The sequence below is a fragment of the Qipengyuania polymorpha genome, from assembly GCF_019711435.1.
GTDB lineage: Bacteria > Pseudomonadota > Alphaproteobacteria > Sphingomonadales > Sphingomonadaceae > Qipengyuania > Qipengyuania polymorpha.
The window spans coordinates 1-15,594 of record NZ_JAIGNK010000007.1; the positions used below are offsets into that span (position 1 = coordinate 1).

Annotated in this window: 11 protein-coding genes; 4 read left to right on the forward strand and 7 right to left on the reverse strand. The window is 53.0% G+C overall.

Annotated elements, in window-relative coordinates; genetic code table 11:
* Positions 1 to 63: 63 nt before the first annotated feature.
* The 4 genes from K3152_RS13980 to K3152_RS13995 form a co-directional block, all read right to left on the reverse strand.
* The gene (locus tag K3152_RS13980; protein ID WP_221574756.1) at positions 64 to 933 is read right to left on the reverse strand and encodes a hypothetical protein; all 870 of its coding nucleotides are present in this window, start codon (positions 931 to 933) and stop codon (positions 64 to 66) included.
* 104 nt (positions 934 to 1,037) lie between these two features.
* Positions 1,038 to 3,944: a restriction endonuclease gene (locus K3152_RS13985; protein ID WP_221574757.1), complete on the reverse strand. Its 2,907-nt coding sequence runs from the start codon at positions 3,942 to 3,944 to the stop codon at positions 1,038 to 1,040.
* 13 nt (positions 3,945 to 3,957) lie between these two features.
* A complete protein-coding gene (locus tag K3152_RS13990; protein WP_221574758.1) occupies positions 3,958 to 5,961 on the reverse strand; it encodes a site-specific DNA-methyltransferase in 2,004 nt (667 codons plus the stop codon).
* Positions 5,958 to 8,810: an SNF2-related protein gene (locus K3152_RS13995; protein WP_221574759.1), complete on the reverse strand. Its 2,853-nt coding sequence runs from the start codon at positions 8,808 to 8,810 to the stop codon at positions 5,958 to 5,960. The genes K3152_RS13990 and K3152_RS13995 overlap by 4 nt, the downstream gene beginning before the upstream one ends.
* Positions 8,811 to 9,940: 1,130 nt before the next feature.
* Between K3152_RS13995 and K3152_RS14000 the strand changes: the two genes are divergently transcribed.
* Positions 9,941 to 10,543 (forward strand): hypothetical protein, encoded by a 603-nt coding sequence (locus K3152_RS14000; RefSeq protein ID WP_221574760.1) that lies wholly within the window; start codon positions 9,941 to 9,943, stop codon positions 10,541 to 10,543.
* On the opposite strand, the gene K3152_RS14005 is transcribed toward K3152_RS14000, so the two are convergent.
* Positions 10,544 to 10,861, reverse strand: coding sequence for a DUF6626 family protein (locus tag K3152_RS14005; RefSeq protein ID WP_221574761.1), 318 nt, complete (start codon positions 10,859 to 10,861; stop codon positions 10,544 to 10,546). It lies immediately after the preceding gene.
* Positions 10,862 to 10,947: 86 nt separating this feature from the next.
* Positions 10,948 to 11,436: a hypothetical protein gene (locus K3152_RS14010; RefSeq protein WP_221574762.1), complete on the reverse strand. Its 489-nt coding sequence runs from the start codon at positions 11,434 to 11,436 to the stop codon at positions 10,948 to 10,950.
* Between the two features lie 154 nt (positions 11,437 to 11,590).
* Between K3152_RS14010 and K3152_RS14015 the strand changes: the two genes are divergently transcribed.
* The gene (locus K3152_RS14015) at positions 11,591 to 12,949 is read left to right on the forward strand and encodes a DNA-methyltransferase (RefSeq protein ID WP_221574763.1); all 1,359 of its coding nucleotides are present in this window, start codon (positions 11,591 to 11,593) and stop codon (positions 12,947 to 12,949) included.
* A 53-nt stretch (positions 12,950 to 13,002) separates the two neighbouring features.
* On the opposite strand, the gene K3152_RS14020 is transcribed toward K3152_RS14015, so the two are convergent.
* Positions 13,003 to 13,596: a competence protein CoiA family protein gene (locus tag K3152_RS14020; protein WP_221574764.1), complete on the reverse strand. Its 594-nt coding sequence runs from the start codon at positions 13,594 to 13,596 to the stop codon at positions 13,003 to 13,005.
* 254 nt (positions 13,597 to 13,850) lie between these two features.
* Here K3152_RS14020 and K3152_RS14025 point away from each other — a divergent pair, with 254 nt between their 5' ends.
* Together K3152_RS14025 and K3152_RS14030 are read left to right on the forward strand one after the other, a co-directional pair.
* Complete coding sequence (locus K3152_RS14025) at positions 13,851 to 14,810, forward strand: phospholipase D family protein (protein WP_221574765.1); 960 nt, start codon at positions 13,851 to 13,853, stop codon at positions 14,808 to 14,810.
* A 70-nt stretch (positions 14,811 to 14,880) separates the two neighbouring features.
* Positions 14,881 to 15,423, forward strand: coding sequence for a hypothetical protein (locus tag K3152_RS14030; protein WP_221574766.1), 543 nt, complete (start codon positions 14,881 to 14,883; stop codon positions 15,421 to 15,423).
* The last annotated feature ends 171 nt before the right edge of the window (positions 15,424 to 15,594 follow it).

The window sequence follows — 15,594 nt, forward strand, 5'->3', positions numbered from 1 at the left end:
GCTATTTGAGGCAGCAGCATGAGCGATCGCAATTTTGACGCAATCTGAACTGATAGACCCTGCTTAGACGGGATCGGCGCAATGAACCTGCCAATACTTTTTAAAACCTTCAGCGCTTTCTATCGAGATCGGTTCACCATCGATGCGATGAGTAGCCACCGAAAAATGGCTGACCATTTTCAGCACTTTTTGTTTGAGGTAGCGCATTTCAGGATCATCTGAATCAAAAGCTGTTTCAACTTTTGCCTCTATATATGGCTGCGAATACCCAGACCTATTCCAGTCAATCACGTCGCCAGCAAATGCGACGACTACATCGCAGAGATTTTGGCGTTGCGCTTCCGTCAATGTGTATGGATCGTGCTGATCGTCCATTGTCGACGTATCGCCAGAATCCGATGAACTACAAACCATGTTCAAACCAATGTCTTCGTCAACCAGCGGAGGGTTTTGTTGATTTGACCGAAGTGTAGCCCTTAATGTCGAAAACTTACTTTCACGGCTATATGGATAACCTTCGTCGGGCCTTAGGGCGAACGTGACCAAGTATGGCCGCGCAGAAGAATTACCGCCTCTCAAAGTAAGGTTGCCCCTCCTATAGCTCAGAACCTGATATCCTTCACCTACCTCACGAAAAATCTCGCCAGTTAAGAGTTCGATGAGGCCTGCTTTACTATTAATAGCATATCGCCATACCGTATCTCTGTTGGTTGCCGCCATCCTGATGGAACCCGAATTATCTCGAAACAGGCAATCAACATATCCCGCGCCGCCGATGGCCAAGTGCGGCTGTGCCTCAAGCCAGCGTGAGGCCTGACTATCACCAAGCGATCCGATAAATCCGTCGGAAAATATGGTTGGGACTTCAGCGATTTCGCTTTCTACGGACGATGGAACCGACGCGATTTCACTCTCTTCAATGCCTTCGCCCATATCGGACTTCTCTGTGCCGCAGCCAGCACAGAAAACCGCAAGCACGACTAATAGAAAACCTCTCAAACCCCGCCCCCTTTTCAGTCTCATACACTACAAGCAGTCTAGAATTCCACCTCGGCCAGTTCGGTAACGACGGCGTAATCTTCTCCCAAAGTAGCAAAGTGCTTTTTGCCACAGTCCGTCTTTTGATTTTCTTGCTGACGCCGTTTCCCCCGCTCTAATGTGCTCTTCGTTTCTCGCACAAAGAAGAGCTTATCGTGTCGTTCAGTCACGAATGCCCAATCAGGATTGTAGGGTCCGACTGGCGTGTCGATGACAAACCATCCCGGAAGCTTGCAGAAGAATTTCACGTGCTCATTCACGTCGAGCGCCTCAGCGAAATCGCGCTCGACCTCGCTGTCATATTCGACGAAATCGTAGAGCGAGCGATTCTTGTTTTTCACTTCGTAGAGACGGTTGAGGTAGCGGGTTATCCCCTTTTCCGCTTCTTGCTCGAACCGCGCCATTTCATAGTGAACGCCGTCGATCTTCTCATATTGGATGCCGTCGATCATCAGATCATGCAGCGCACCCTGAATTTCGCGGGCAGCGTGCAGGATGAATGTCTGGGGATTACCGATGAACTCGCCGAGTTTGCCACACTGCTTGAGTATCTCGGCGAGTGTGCTTCGCGTGAGTTCTGTTTCACGTTGAAGCTGCCCAAGAATGTCAGGCAGCTTCCCAGTAAGCCTCGAAGTGCTAACCTTTCGGTCTAGCACGCCACTCGCGGCAACTCCCGAATGCTCCACGGAAACCGCCACTTTCTGGGCCGAGATAACTAGCGGGCTGATATGCTCCATGCCCTTGATGCGCTCGACTGCCTTGGCGATTAGGTCGTCGGTCGAGAATTCCACACGGTAGCGAGTTTTCTGGCTTATCCGATCCCACAGCGCCTTGAAGTCGTCGCCCATGTGAACCTGTTTGCGGAAACTGAGAGTTCGCTTGTCACGGGTGGGTCGAACATGGCGCGAGATGAGATAGCGCCGCAGTTCGTCCTTCACAGGTTTGGCGATATCGTCATGTCCCGGCAATTCGAACACGAATGTGAGGTCGTCGGGGCGGAATTTGTCTGTGTCTACCACGCCTTTGCCGTCCAAATAACCTTGGCTGCGCAAAGTTTCCCAAACCTCATTGGAGCCATCGACGCCTAGAGGTTCATCACTGTCACCGACCTTGCGGATCATTTTGGCGAAGGCGTCACGCGCGACTTCCCCAAACTTCACGCCGCTCTCGCCCTCATATTCCGATTGGAGCGTCTTGGCGAAAGATTGATAGTCCTCATTCGAGATGACGACCAAGCGGTTGACGGACTGGTCCTTCACCCGCTCGCCCTCGGTATTCACAGGAAGACGGAGGCCGCGACCGATTTGCTGGCGACGGCGCATCGTGCTCCCGACCGCTTGCAAAACACAGATTTGGAAAACATTCGGATTGTCCCACCCCTCGGCGAGCGCCGAATGGCTGAAAATGAACCGCAGCGGTGTCTGAGGATCGAGCAGGCGCTCTTTGTGGGTCATGATGAGATGGTAAGTGTCCTCATCGGCTTTTGTCTTACCAGTCGTTTCTTTCGGCTTACCCTTCCCGTCCTTTGAGAAATAGCCGTCGTGCACCGCTTCGGCAGGGTAGGTCGCGACATCCGAGTAGTGCTTTTCGGCCAGTTCGGAATAGGCCTCCTCAAACCACTTCCCGACTTGTCCTAGGCTGGTGGTATTGTTGTCGCCATAAATGCGATAGTCGGCCACGCGATCGAGGAAGAACAGGGTGAGCACCTTGATCCCGCGGCCCTTCATCTCGCGCTCTTTTCGTAAATGATGCTCGACTGCGCGCTCGATCATGAGCTTGGTCACGTCGTCCGCGGCACCGCCCATCTCTTCATGCAGTTTGAGCTTGAGCCCGTTTTGGAAGTGAAGCCGTTCGGCATTCGGTGTCGCGTCGATGTCCGAAATCATCAGGTCGGAATATGCGGGGTTCTCTTTGGACTTTTGAAAGAGTGTGTCGCCCTTTTTCACGGTGACCTTACCGCGCTTAGGCCCGCCCGCGGCCATTTTGAAAATCTCGACCTGTGCCTGTATCGGCGACTTTGTATGGTCAGCCTTTAGGAACTTCACGTATGGATCGGATGATCGATCATCCGCTCCGATGCTATCCACTTCGATACGTTTGACCAGTTGCCGCTCGAACGCCTCAACAGGCCCAAGTCGGAAGAGGAGGTTTCGCGTATCCTTGTGCGTGGCCGAGTAGCGGAAGATCGCAGCGGGATTCAGGCGCTGGATTGCCGCCGCTGCCTTATCGGTATCCATGCGCTGAGGCTCGTCGATGATGACGAAGGGGTTCGTCTGCGAGAGAAACTCAATCGGCTTTCCGCCCATCTTGTCGCTGTCGCGGTAGATTATATTACCGCTTGTTTCACCTTCGCCCGCATCCTTGATGAAGGCTTGGATGTTCATCACCAAGAACTGTAAATGCTGGCCTCCCGCGAACTGCCTAACGCGGCTCGGATGCTTCGAATCGTAAAGATCGAAGTTAAATGGCATTGCGTCATAGAGAGAGCGGAAATGGTCACCCATGACCTCAAGACTCTTAAGCACGCCCTCGCGGATCGCCACCGAAGGCACTACGATGATGAATTTGCGGAACCCGTATCGATGCGCCAGTTCGAAAGCGCTGCGTAGATAGACGTAAGTCTTACCCGTGCCAGTTTCCATTTCGACCGCGAAATCAAGCTCTTCGATGTTGCGAGCCGACGAGACATCATTCGCCTCTTGAACCGCCTTGAGATTCTCGAAAATCTGCTCGTTCGATAGAGTTATCGCGTTGCCCAGCCCGTGCTCGGTCTGGATCAGACCATCGGTAATTGCCGCGCCCGTTTCGGTCTCGACGGTCCCCGTCGCTTGCCCTTCAAAGAGGTCTGCAATCGCGGAGATTGCGGTGTGCTGATAGTCCAGCGAGGGATCGAACTTTAGCTTCATCAGTGAACCCCTCTCAAACCGTGCGGAAGATGCTGCCGTCCTCGCCATGCCCGAGGCGCGACTTGAAGGTCTGGACCGCATTGGTCTTGAGTTGATCGTTCCCTTGGAAGCCTGCGTCGAGGCAAACTACGCGCGCAGCGTCCTCTTTCTCGGCCAGATCGGCGAGGGCATCAATGATGTCTTTTGTGAGATTGCGCTCAAGGCAGATCAGTAATGCGCCATCTGCTACGCTGTAGGCTTTGCCGCCCGCGACGGAGGCTTGTTCCACCTTCGTAGTAAGTTCGAACCCATCCTTTAGGAGGAGTTCAAACAGAATGTCGTCATCAGTGGCGCTCTCACTCGTATGCGAGGCGTGACCTTCGATCTCAGCGAGCAGATCATCTTGGGCAATATCAGATGCTGCATCCCAACTAGTAAAGGAGGATGGGCTCAGATTGAAAGCGCGGAAACCATAATCAATATTAGATGGGCTTCCCTTCTCAGCATGCGGAGCGAGTTTCGACGCGGCCCTACGAATGCGCTCTCGCGACAATTCCGAGATCGTATTGAAATGCTCTTGCCGATCTTCTTCTGAGACCGGCTCTGGCAACTGAACCATGATGAATTTGCGGTTCCCCCCGTCCTCTTTATTGAGGTCAAACACGGCATGCGCGGTGCTGGCGGAACCCGCGAAGAAATCGAGAACGATGTCCTGTTCGTCTGAAGCCAAAGATTGTCGAATGAGCGTTTTCAAGAATTCAATAGGCTTCTTACCACCACGGAAGTCGATGGCTCCCTCGTGACGGCAATTGCCAAAGGCGTCAGCGAAGTTGTGAAAATTGAGAATGGGCTTTTCTTTTCTGGCCGAACCAGTTTTCATTTGCTCCAGTCGCTTTAAAGGGACCCCTGAAAAAAACTTACCTTTCGTAGCTGACTCTTTTTGTGGCCCAGTAAAATATCTGAAACCTAAGCCGTCCTCCCCAATTCCCTTCACCTTGTATAACACTTTTAACCCGTCCTGCGACTTTCGCGGAGCAAGGTTTTTCCCAAAATACTTCCCGGAAGCGTTGACTTTCAGCACGGAGCCAGTGGCCCAAGTCTCCTTCAGCGCCGAGGTTGAGGGTGGCACCTTGGTAATCTTATACTGGCCGGGCTTGAATATCTCGACGTCCCGTCCGCCGATGGAGGTGACGTGTCCTTCTTCTAACTCGTCAATGTGCCAGCAGAATTTCTCAATCTTGTATTCCTCCGACTCCTTTTTTGGAGAAAAATCGGCCTTGGTATAAACCAAAACCTGCTCGATTAATTTTTGGTAGTCGTTCTTCTCAGCCAAGGTTTTTCCGGGATACCTTACTTGCACATACATCGTGACTAGATGGTTCTCTTGACCGAAAACTTGGTCGCAAAGTTGGCGGAGGTTCGCAGCCTCGTTGTCGTCGATGCTGACAAAGATTACACCATCATCCTTTAAAAGGTTTCGCGCGAGGTAAAGTCGCGGATACATCATGTTGATCCAGTTCGAATGCAGCCTTCCGTCTTCTTCGCTGTTTGTGGAAAAGCGCCTTCCGTCGTCACCCCTTTGGCCAGTATAGCTAAGATATGTCCCGAGAGTTTCAGCATACTTGTCGGGGTAAATAAATTCTTTGCCCGTGTTGTAAGGCGGGTCGATGTAAATCATTTTGATCTTGCCGAAATATGCCTTCTGCAAAAGCTTGAGCACTTCGAGATTATCGCCCTCGATGAAGACATTCTCGCTCTCATCGAAATTCACGCTCTCGTCGCGGTCGGGTCGCAGTCCGCCTGTGGCGGGCGCTTGGATCACGCGCATACATGCTGCCTTACCCGGCCATGTGAGGCCAAAGCGCTCCGATCCCTCATCGACCCAATCGCCTAAGACCCGACGAAGCTGGTCGAGGTCGATCTTGTCCTCATTGAAAACTTCCGGAAACAGCCGCTTAAAGTCGGCGCGCTTGCGGGCGGCGACATCATCCGACTTGAGGTCGAAGGGCTCGGGCTGGTCGTTCGAGGTGTCGGTCATATGATCTCAAAGGTTATCGTGAAAAGGTCAGTCGTCTCGGTGTCTTGTGTGAGTTGCTCGGCCACCCGGTCAAGCAGACGCTCCTTGCGCTCCTCAATCTCCTTGGCTTCGCCATCATAGGCCCGCCAAGCCTCATCGCGTTTCTTTTCGCACTGCTGCTTTGCGCGTTGGAGGGTGAGCTTGTCCTGCAATGATCCGGCGAGACGCACCCGTTTTTTTAGATCGGCCAGTTCGTCGTCGTATTTCTTCAAGTCGGCTTTGAGGCCAGTCCTTTTGTCCTCAGCCCAATCGTCGAGTTTGTCCATTTCCTGCTGTAACCAATCGGCTCGCTGCGCATCGATGGCCGTAAGGATTTCGGAGAATTGTTCGTCGAGCGCCCCTCCCAAATCGTCAGGCATTTTATCTGCCTTGCGGGCATTCACAGGGAGATCAAATAGACGCCGAGCCGCCGTGGGATCGATCGCTTTGCCTTCATCGGTGATCGCAGCCAGAACGATATGATCTTGCGCATCAACACCAGTCACTGAGAGCACTCGGCATGCAATCGAGCCTCTCAGACCTACAAACGGTTTGAGAGCCGCCGAGGTGGCTTCCCAGTTTGTATAGTCGAACACGAGATGGCGCGGTGGCAGATCGCGCTGCGCGGCAATGTCCAACAGAAACTGCGCCAGCGGATGACCGATACGATATCGGTGGCCGTCGAGTCCCGCCTTGCCGAGAAAGAACCCCCCGGGCTGCGATGGGCCGACCGCCTTTTTGAGAGTAAACGTGAGGTGATCATCGTCGAAGGCAGCATCGCGGCCAAGTTCATGCTTGGTGACCGCCCAAAGCTTGCGCTCATAGCGGTTCATGTATTCCTTGCTGCGATCGAGATTGATCTTCAGTCGATCATGCACTTCTGCATCAAAATGTTCGAGCAGGGTGCGGCGCGTGTCCTGCATGGTCGCGTCGATTTCCTGCTCCATCTCTGCCCGCAGCGCTTTGAAGCTTGCCTCGATGTCTTCCGCGGTGCGGCAGTTCTGGTAGATTTCGGAAATGCGCTTTTCGAAATCGACGCCTGAACCGATCGCACCGAGCACTTCGTCCGACGCACCGAACACGCCCTCGAACAATTGGAATTTCTCGTTCAGGAGTTCGTAAACCCGCTGGTCGGCGGCGTTCTCCCTATTGAGGAAATTAACGACGACGACATCATGTTTTTGGCCGTAACGATGACAACGACCAATCCTCTGCTCAATCCGTTGCGGGTTCCACGGCAGGTCGTAGTTTACGACGATCGAACAGAACTGGAGGTTGATGCCTTCCGCCGCTGCCTCAGTTGCAATCATTATCTCAGCGCTGTCGCGAAAGTGATCGACCAAGGCAGCACGAATGTCCGCGGAGCGAGAGCCAGTAACCCTATCCGAACCGCGATGCTTATCGACCCAATCGCTGTAGATCGCCTTTGATCGCTCGTCGGTGTTGGATCCGTTGAAAAGAACCAGCTTGTCGGCGTAGCTATTCGCGGAGAGCAGGCTGACAAGATAATCCTGCGTCCTGCGGCTCTCCGTGAAGATGATCGCTTTGCGGGCAGCCCCCAGTTCCTCAGCCTTATCAAAGCCCGCACGAAGTGCTTTCAATAAAGCCTCACCCTTAGCATTCTGGGTGATGGCGGTAGCCTCGTCAGCAAAGGTGCGAAGCTCCTCGATTTCGAGCCCGATAGTTGCGCGTTGTTCTTCCGTGAGAAGTTCAGGTTCGAAATCAGCATCATCGTCGATGTTTTCTGCGCCCCACTCTTCGCGAGTTTCGCGGAAGCCATCGATATCCTCATCAGCTTCAGCTTCGAAAATGGCTTTCCGGACGAACTGGTCGGTCTTCAACTGGCGCTCAAGCTTGGCTGCCAAATTGTGCAGCATTCCCGCGATCGCGAACGTTGACGACGCAAGGAGCTTCCGCATCACCAAGGTCATCAGCGTTCGCTGGCTCGATGGCAATGCCTCTAATTCGTCCCTTTGGAGATAGTCCGAGACATCCTTGTAGAGTTGCCGCTCAGCTTCAGTGGGGGTGAATTCTTCAGTTAGCGGAACACGGTTCGTGTAAGAGACATATTCCGTAACCTGCCGCCGCAAGGTTCGATGGCACAGAGGCGTAAGACGTTCCTTAAGGCTGTCGAAATTCGCGTCGCCACGCTGTGCATATTGAGCCCTGAAACTTTTGGCGTCACCGAAAGCATAATCGTCGATGATGCTGACCAGTCCATAAAGCTCCATGAGCGAATTTTGCAGCGGCGTGGCGGTCAACAATACCTTCGGCACATTGGCCAGTGCGCTCTTGAGAGCCTTCCCAGTCTTATTCGAGTTCTTGTAGACATTGCGCAATCTGTGGGCCTCATCAATCACGGCCAAGTCCCACCTCGTTGTCATGATCTCTTCTTCATGACGGGCGGCGAAGGGCAAAGAGCAGATAATGATGGCATTTTGTTCGAACGGCCTCATCCCGTCCGCCTCTAGCCTTTTGTAGCTCGCGGCTTCCAAAATGGTCGTCGGGAGAAAAAACTTCTCGGCCATCTCCTGAGCCCACTGCTTGCGGAGATTAGCAGGGGTGATCACTAGAATGCGGCGTGCGCCCTCTGTCCACCGTTGAGAAAGCAATAGGCCAGCTTCGATGGTTTTGCCGAGACCAACCTCGTCGGCGAGTATCGCCCCTTTCGACAACGGTGATTGGAAGGCGAAGAGGGCCGCGGCCACCTGATGGGGGTTAAGATCGACTTGCGCATCTAGGAGAGTGCCTGCCAGTTTTTCTGCGTCACCTGTAGCGTGACGTCGCCGAAGCTCGTGAGCATATAGCTTTGAGTGAATGTCCGTCGACAAGAGAAACTGACCCCAATGACCCCTATCCGAGGACCTTAGTTCAATAGGTTATGAGGGCAACGGGGAAATCAGTCTCATTGGGTCAAATCGGGAGATTACTGGAGAAACATCCAGTTCAATCGATCACGGCGGCGCATTCGCGCCCTCCGGCTTGCTGATCGATCTCCTTCACTTCGTTGCGGCGATCCCTCAGCAAGCAGCTTCGGTGAAGCTGCGCGCAGGGCATGCAATGATTTGAGCCCTGACAACTCTCATCCCCCCCTCCCTACGAAGTCCATTCCCAGATTAGAAACAGCACCTCTTCGCAGAGAAAGGGGAAGGAATCTTGGCGTGCAATTGACATCACCCGACGTTGGCTCGCGCATTGCAGATTGTTTAATCCTGCGATCGTGACGATCCGAAACCGATCATTAGCGCGCCCTCCGCACCCAAATTGGATGCATCGTGGTTACTCCCGCGAGGGAGAGCACTTCAGAGCAGCCGCCGCTTTATTCTAGACCGTCCTGAAGCAAGCGGTGTGTCAGCGTGTGACAGGGACCGCCATCTTTTGCTAAGCGTTTTTGACTTCGCCTTAGCCGCGACCGTTGTCCGCTCAACATGCCATCAGGCTCTGGCCCCAATGGTTCTTCCCTCTCCGTCTGAGTCCGAAGCGGTATTTCAGGCGGGCCACCCTTATTCAGTAACGCCCTGCGGATATGTCGAAACTATTTAGCCTGAGAGCCTAACGCGCCGTCAATTTATTTATTCCCCGGTCCTTCCCTTATTGATGTATGGCGGACTTCAAACGGAAGGAGGTTTTCATAAAGCATTGGATACTAGACGTTCTCGGTGAACTCGACGTTCGTGCCCCCGGTCTCGCAGGCCATTTTCTCAGAAGTTCACATGAACGGCGGCAAGTCATTTCCGCATGTATTGCATGCAGTCCCCATGAGCCGTCGAAGGCCGACCTCGACACACTGCAACACCGTTCACACGACGAGATGTTATCGCAGTGTGTCCCTCGTGCCCCCGAGGGGTTCAGACCCGCGTTGAGACGATCGGCGCGCGCTTATCATCCTCCGGTATATTATCGAATGCTGGCGCATCTTCTTCGCCGCCATTCTCCCTCCGAACGTAAGAGGTTTACCCACTTGCGCGATCTCAATCTCGATATGCTCATGAGATGGCGGGGTGCTCCAACCTCATTGCGCACGCCGACGGTTCTGGCGTTGTTCCACAATCGCGAAGACGTGCGCCATTTCGCCGAGGCCCGCAGAATTCTCATTGAAAACGGTGTGGATGCGAGACGCATTGATGATGATCTCCGGGGTCTGAGCAAGCGTCGTTCGCTACCGAAGCTTATCGAAAAATGGACTTCTGGCCTTCAGTTGGCGGCATCGCCATATCGGAGCGACGTTCTCGTGCCAGTTCAAACAGTCGGCGAACTTCGTGAGCTAGGAAAATATTTGCGAAATTGCTCCGCCTCATTCTCATTCGACAGTCTCGCTGGGAGGTCTGTCTTTCTTCGCATTATGGATCGCGACGAGACGATCGGGCTCGTTCATTTGGAGCTTGAGGGCGGGGAATGGTTGATCTGTGAAATTGTCGGCAAGGCAAATCGATCGCCCGGGCGGACTGTTATGGAGAGCGTTTACAACGAACTGAATGGCGCTGGTTTCAGCGTCTGTAGGGAAAGAGGGCCATCCGTGTGGGACAAGGTGCAAAGATTTGCTGGCCTTCCCTACATGACATGATCAGATCGCTGTCGCTCGATGCCACGGCGGCAAATGGCGTAATTCGCATTCGCCGTTCCACATCACCTGAACGGCGATGATCAAAGAGCGCATGCGCGCCCGTTCGTCGTGCCATCTACTATCATCGGAACTGGGGCAGTGTGATTTGAGCCGTTCAAACAGCAATTTGATGGAAGTGAGACAAACGGGCGCGTTGGAGGAGCGAAGATACGCCATGTATCCGGGTGATTTGCCGAGGAAGTCGACTGAGAAATCTTCTTGGGTGCGGCAAAGGCCAAGACTTTGAACTTCGTGAAAAATTGTGTCGAGGTTTGACATAGGGCTCTCCTGTTTCCCTTATTTATCCTCGTAAATTAGCAACTAACTTCGAACTTAAAAAAGCGTCGCAATCACCGCAAATTTAGTTATTCTGGAATGTGAAGCGCTGACCGTAACGAGCGAGCGACCTTAGAGGTTCTCTCCATGTGATGTTCCAGTTTGCCTTCTAGGAACCTAGTGCGCTCCTCGCCATCGACGACTAAGAATGTGGGTTTCATTCTTTGCCACATCTCAAAAGCGGTGAAGCGGAAACCAGCATCACGTAGCCACTTCGTCCGTCGCCGTTCAGGCAAGCCACGGCAGTTTGATAAGAAATCGCGGAGGTTTGGTTCGGAAGGTTCGATCCCGTCGAGATAAAGCCAGTCCTTGACCTGTTGGGCGACCCACCGAGAATTTTCTTTGGCGGAGACGCTAGGATGAACTCTCCCAGTCAGCCATTTTGCCAACTCCGTAAAAGATGGGTTCGGCCCCAAATCTATCACTGCGTCACGAAAAGCCGCTTCAATTACGGGCGCGTAATCAAGCTTCTTCCTTTGTCGCTCAATGAGCGAGAGATATCTTTGGGTGTCAGACATGGCGCACCGTTTCGGACGCGAGCCGACGACAAAACCGATGTCTAAACCGATGACAAGATGTTGGCTCAAAACCGATGAGAGAACCGTAAGGAACTCGACTAAAATTCATTCTCACGCATCCTTTAGCCACCAAATCTTGAAGGAGTTTGCGAGAATGAACTGCACAATCACCGATATTCTGACCAGCCTTGAGGTCGCGATTTCGACAGAGATTACCGCCGCCAATGATCGAGCGGTTCACGCCGAAGAAGCTCTCGAAACAATGCGCGATGGTCTGTTGAGACTGGTTGGCACAATAAAGAGTGAGGCCAATTTCGAAGGGCGTGAGACGAAAGCAACTGGCAAGATCGCAGCGATCGAGGCCACGTCAAACGAGCCAGTGAAAAAGGCTACCAGCAAGACGCGCAGTCGCAGGCCGTCTAATTCGGTATTGCTCGCTATGCTCGATGCCGATTGGAAAACCGCCAAAGACATCCGAGACAAGTTGAGGAAGAGCGGTTCGAGGCCCGCGGAGGGATCGGTTTACAATTGGTATCGTCGTCTCGCGCGCGAGAATATTTCCCGCGTCGAAGCTGCCAGCCAACCAGAGCGTTGGCGTCTGTTGCCTCCGACGGGGCAACAGAAATTGAAGGAGTCCATTTCGGTTGAACAGTGCTCATTTCAGGCCCGCGCGTCTGTTCGAATGTCACGGGCTGTCGCGGCGACCGTGCAAGGTGCCCGAAAGTTCGTCCCTCAAACCAAGCTGAGCGGCAGCCGTCCTGATATTGAAGCGAAATTCAAAGGGCCCCAGTTCGAACTGCACCATGGAGACTGCCTCGAAGTGATGCGCAAAATGCCGTCAGCATCGGTCGATCTGGTATTTACGTCGCCCCCATATAATCTCGCATTCTCCTCTGGTGGTGGTCTGAAGTATGCAGGCACGCGTTCGATGTGGCCGAAAGCTGCACTGGCCGAGGGATACGGCGACTATGATGACGCGCGCGATCCTGATGAATATGTCGAATGGCAAAAAAGCGTGCTGCAAGAATGCTGGCGGCTCATTCCCGAGAACGGAGCGATTTTTTACAACCACAAGCCTCGGGTTCAGAATGGTATCTTGCAAACCCCGCTCGACCTTAATCCCGAACTTCCAGTGCGTCAGATCATCATCTGGAATCGGAAGAGTGGAATTAACTTCAACCGCTCATTCTTCCTCCCGTCGCACGAATGGATTGTCGTCATGGCGAAGCCCAAGTTCCGACTTCGCAAAGGTGGCTGCAACGCGAAGGACGTCTGGACAATTCAGCCAGAGCGCCACAATTCACACCCTGCACCATTTCCAGTCGAACTTCCCCGCAGAGCGATCGAGAACACCGATGCGAAAATCATTTTCGATCCGTTCGCAGGCAGCGGTTCTACAGGGGTAGCGGCATTGGAGAATGGTCGAAAATTCATCGGGATTGATCGCAACGAAGAATACCTCTCCTCAGCGTATGATCGAATGACTGGTCTGATGCTGGCTGACGCCGCTTAGTCTAGCATGGAAAATATTCGGCAGGCACAGCGGCAGGGATGACGAAATCGCTGTTAAGCGAAACCTAACCCGCGCCTAATCTTCTCGATATCCCGCGGAAAACTGAGTTTGTGAGATTGAGTATTGAGAACCCTATGAAGCCATTTTCGAGGAGCGTGGTCGATGATGGCTTCTGCAATCTCGGCATCCGACCGATTGCGAAAGGCATGGAGTGCGATTTCCATTGCAGAGAGATTTTTTGCCCGCGCCCGCTCTAAGATTTGGGCAGAAGATTTCTTCTTCAGTTTCGCAACAATCGCTAGCTCAGGATGCGGTGATCCCGAGACCCTATGAATTGGGAAATCACCGTATCCTTCGGCTACAAAAGAATGGATCGACTGCACACGGACGGCACGGTCCACCTCGGGAAGTGTGATCGCGCCAGCATCTTCCAGAACCTTCCGTATGAACCTTAAAGCGGTCGCCTTAGTTGCGGCAGCGCATGCCCCAGATTGATTACTTGCGTGTGCAAAGTGCCACGCCAATTCGTCACCTTGTTTTGCGATCAAAGCAGCTTCGCACTCGCAATGCAGCCCTTGTGTCGCGCCACGCGTTGCGTCGTAGATGCTGATAATCGTTCCCTGATCATCGATCCCTTCGACGATCATGGCCTCGCCATCATGGCCAATTCTGTATCCAAGCGAATTTCGATGCCTATCCACAAATTAAGGTTAGCGCAGACCGATGGACATGCAAGATTGGAGCGACAGTAGGGCAACAGCTTATTAAGCCCCAATGTGGCTTTACGGTGGGGTATGTGGCCTCATCCACTTCGTCGATTGTGCCAGATCATTTGATATCAAACCGCAATTGACTAGCGTCTTTCCGAGAACGCCAATTTGAACTCAAGGGGGTAGGCAAATTGAAATTTTTGGTTGGGTCGAACGTGAAGAATGAGATGTCGCGGATTGCTTCTGCGGGAAAGTTTGATGCGGCTATCGCCTATTGGGGAGGAGGCGTCACTGATCTGCTGGACTTCCCATCAGACATGTCTGGGTCGCGAATTGTTTGCGATGCATTCAGTGGCGCGTGTAATCCAACCACTTTGCGCGAATTGATCCTACGTGGCGCAAATGTAAATTTTTTGGACGGACTACACGCCAAAGTGATGCTGAGTGGCGATGGTGCAATCGTTGGTTCTGCGAACGCCTCCTCCAATGGGCTGGCATTTGAGGCTGATGAAATCGATTTTGGATTGGAAGCTGCAGTATCGCTCGAATCCGAAGAAGCCGAACACATTGCGGTTTGGCTAGAAAAGATATTCGCACGGAGTTCTTCACTAACAATCGAAGACTTGGAAAGGATTGAACCACTGTGGAGGATGCGCAGGAATGCTCGCCCCGCAGGTTCAAGGGGCTCCCTTAAAAACGCGATCACACGAGGGGATAGCACCTTGCATGATCGCCGTTTCTTCGTTGCTGTCACTGTTCCCGATGATCCTACCGAAGAGGTGGAAGAAAAATACGCTGAGAGTGCCTTCGGTAGGGAACGACAAAGTTCCGATGAAGAAGTGCCATATTTTTGGGACGCACGTGGGTGGAGATGCAAAACAGGGGATGTCATCTTAAGTTTCGAATGGGACGAGGATGAAGAGGCTTATGTCTACGACAACCTCTGGGAGGTCCAAGGCCTTATCGATCGAGGGTTCATCGTTCCGCTAGCGCCAATCAAGACTGCTTTCGGCCTCAAGATGACGAAGACGGACGGACGATCCCTTGCGAAAAAGGTCACCCGCATAGTCGAGAAAGGTGAAATCGATGGAGAGACCAATCTTCTTCCGATTGAAAGGTTCATGAGCCTTTTGTCCGGAATCTCCGACTAATTTTCTCATAGACTGACGCTCATTGCGTCGAGAACTGCATGACAGGATGTTAATTGATAGGTGAGACGAATTGGCGAGACGCCTAGATCATTCTAAGGGCGGGCAATACGAGGCTGATCCTGCGCGTGTGCAGCGTGACGCTGGCGAGTTCCGCGTGCCGTTTGGTTGGAAGCGCAAGTTAACCCCTGAACAGGCAGCCCGTGAACGCGCTAAAGAGGAGGCAGAGCGCAAGGCAGCCCAAAAGCTTAAGATCCAAAGACGCCTAGCCCAAGATAGGGCCAAGGCACGCAAGAAGGTCGAGAAAGAGCGGAAGAAGCAAAAAGCCATTAATCGTCGGATACAGGAGGCAGATCGCCTCAAGAAGCAGCAAGCGAAGAAAGCGAAGGTTCGAAAGACACCAGAGGAGGAAAAAATCGAAGCGGAAGCTCGTGCAGCAGCGAGGAAGGCTTTGCACGAAAAGTATCGAGAGATTGCCCTTCGTCGCAGCGCCGAGGCGGAAGCCAAGAAGAAAAGCCACCTCGAAGCATGGGCCGAAGAGCAGGGCATTATCGGGACCGATCGCTCATCACTGAAGGAAAGGTGGCGCTCACTCCTCCTCAAGAAAAAGGCTTAAATACTCTTCGAGCACCTTTCTGAGAGAAATGGGATTAGCATTTCGCGCGATAGCACGTGTCAATCTTTTGCTCGGTATTGAAGGACGACCCGAGCATCGCAGACCAGCTTCGCTCATTGGATAATGCTGCCAAGTCCATTCGCCTTGTATCACGCTTGTCGTCTCGAAGGG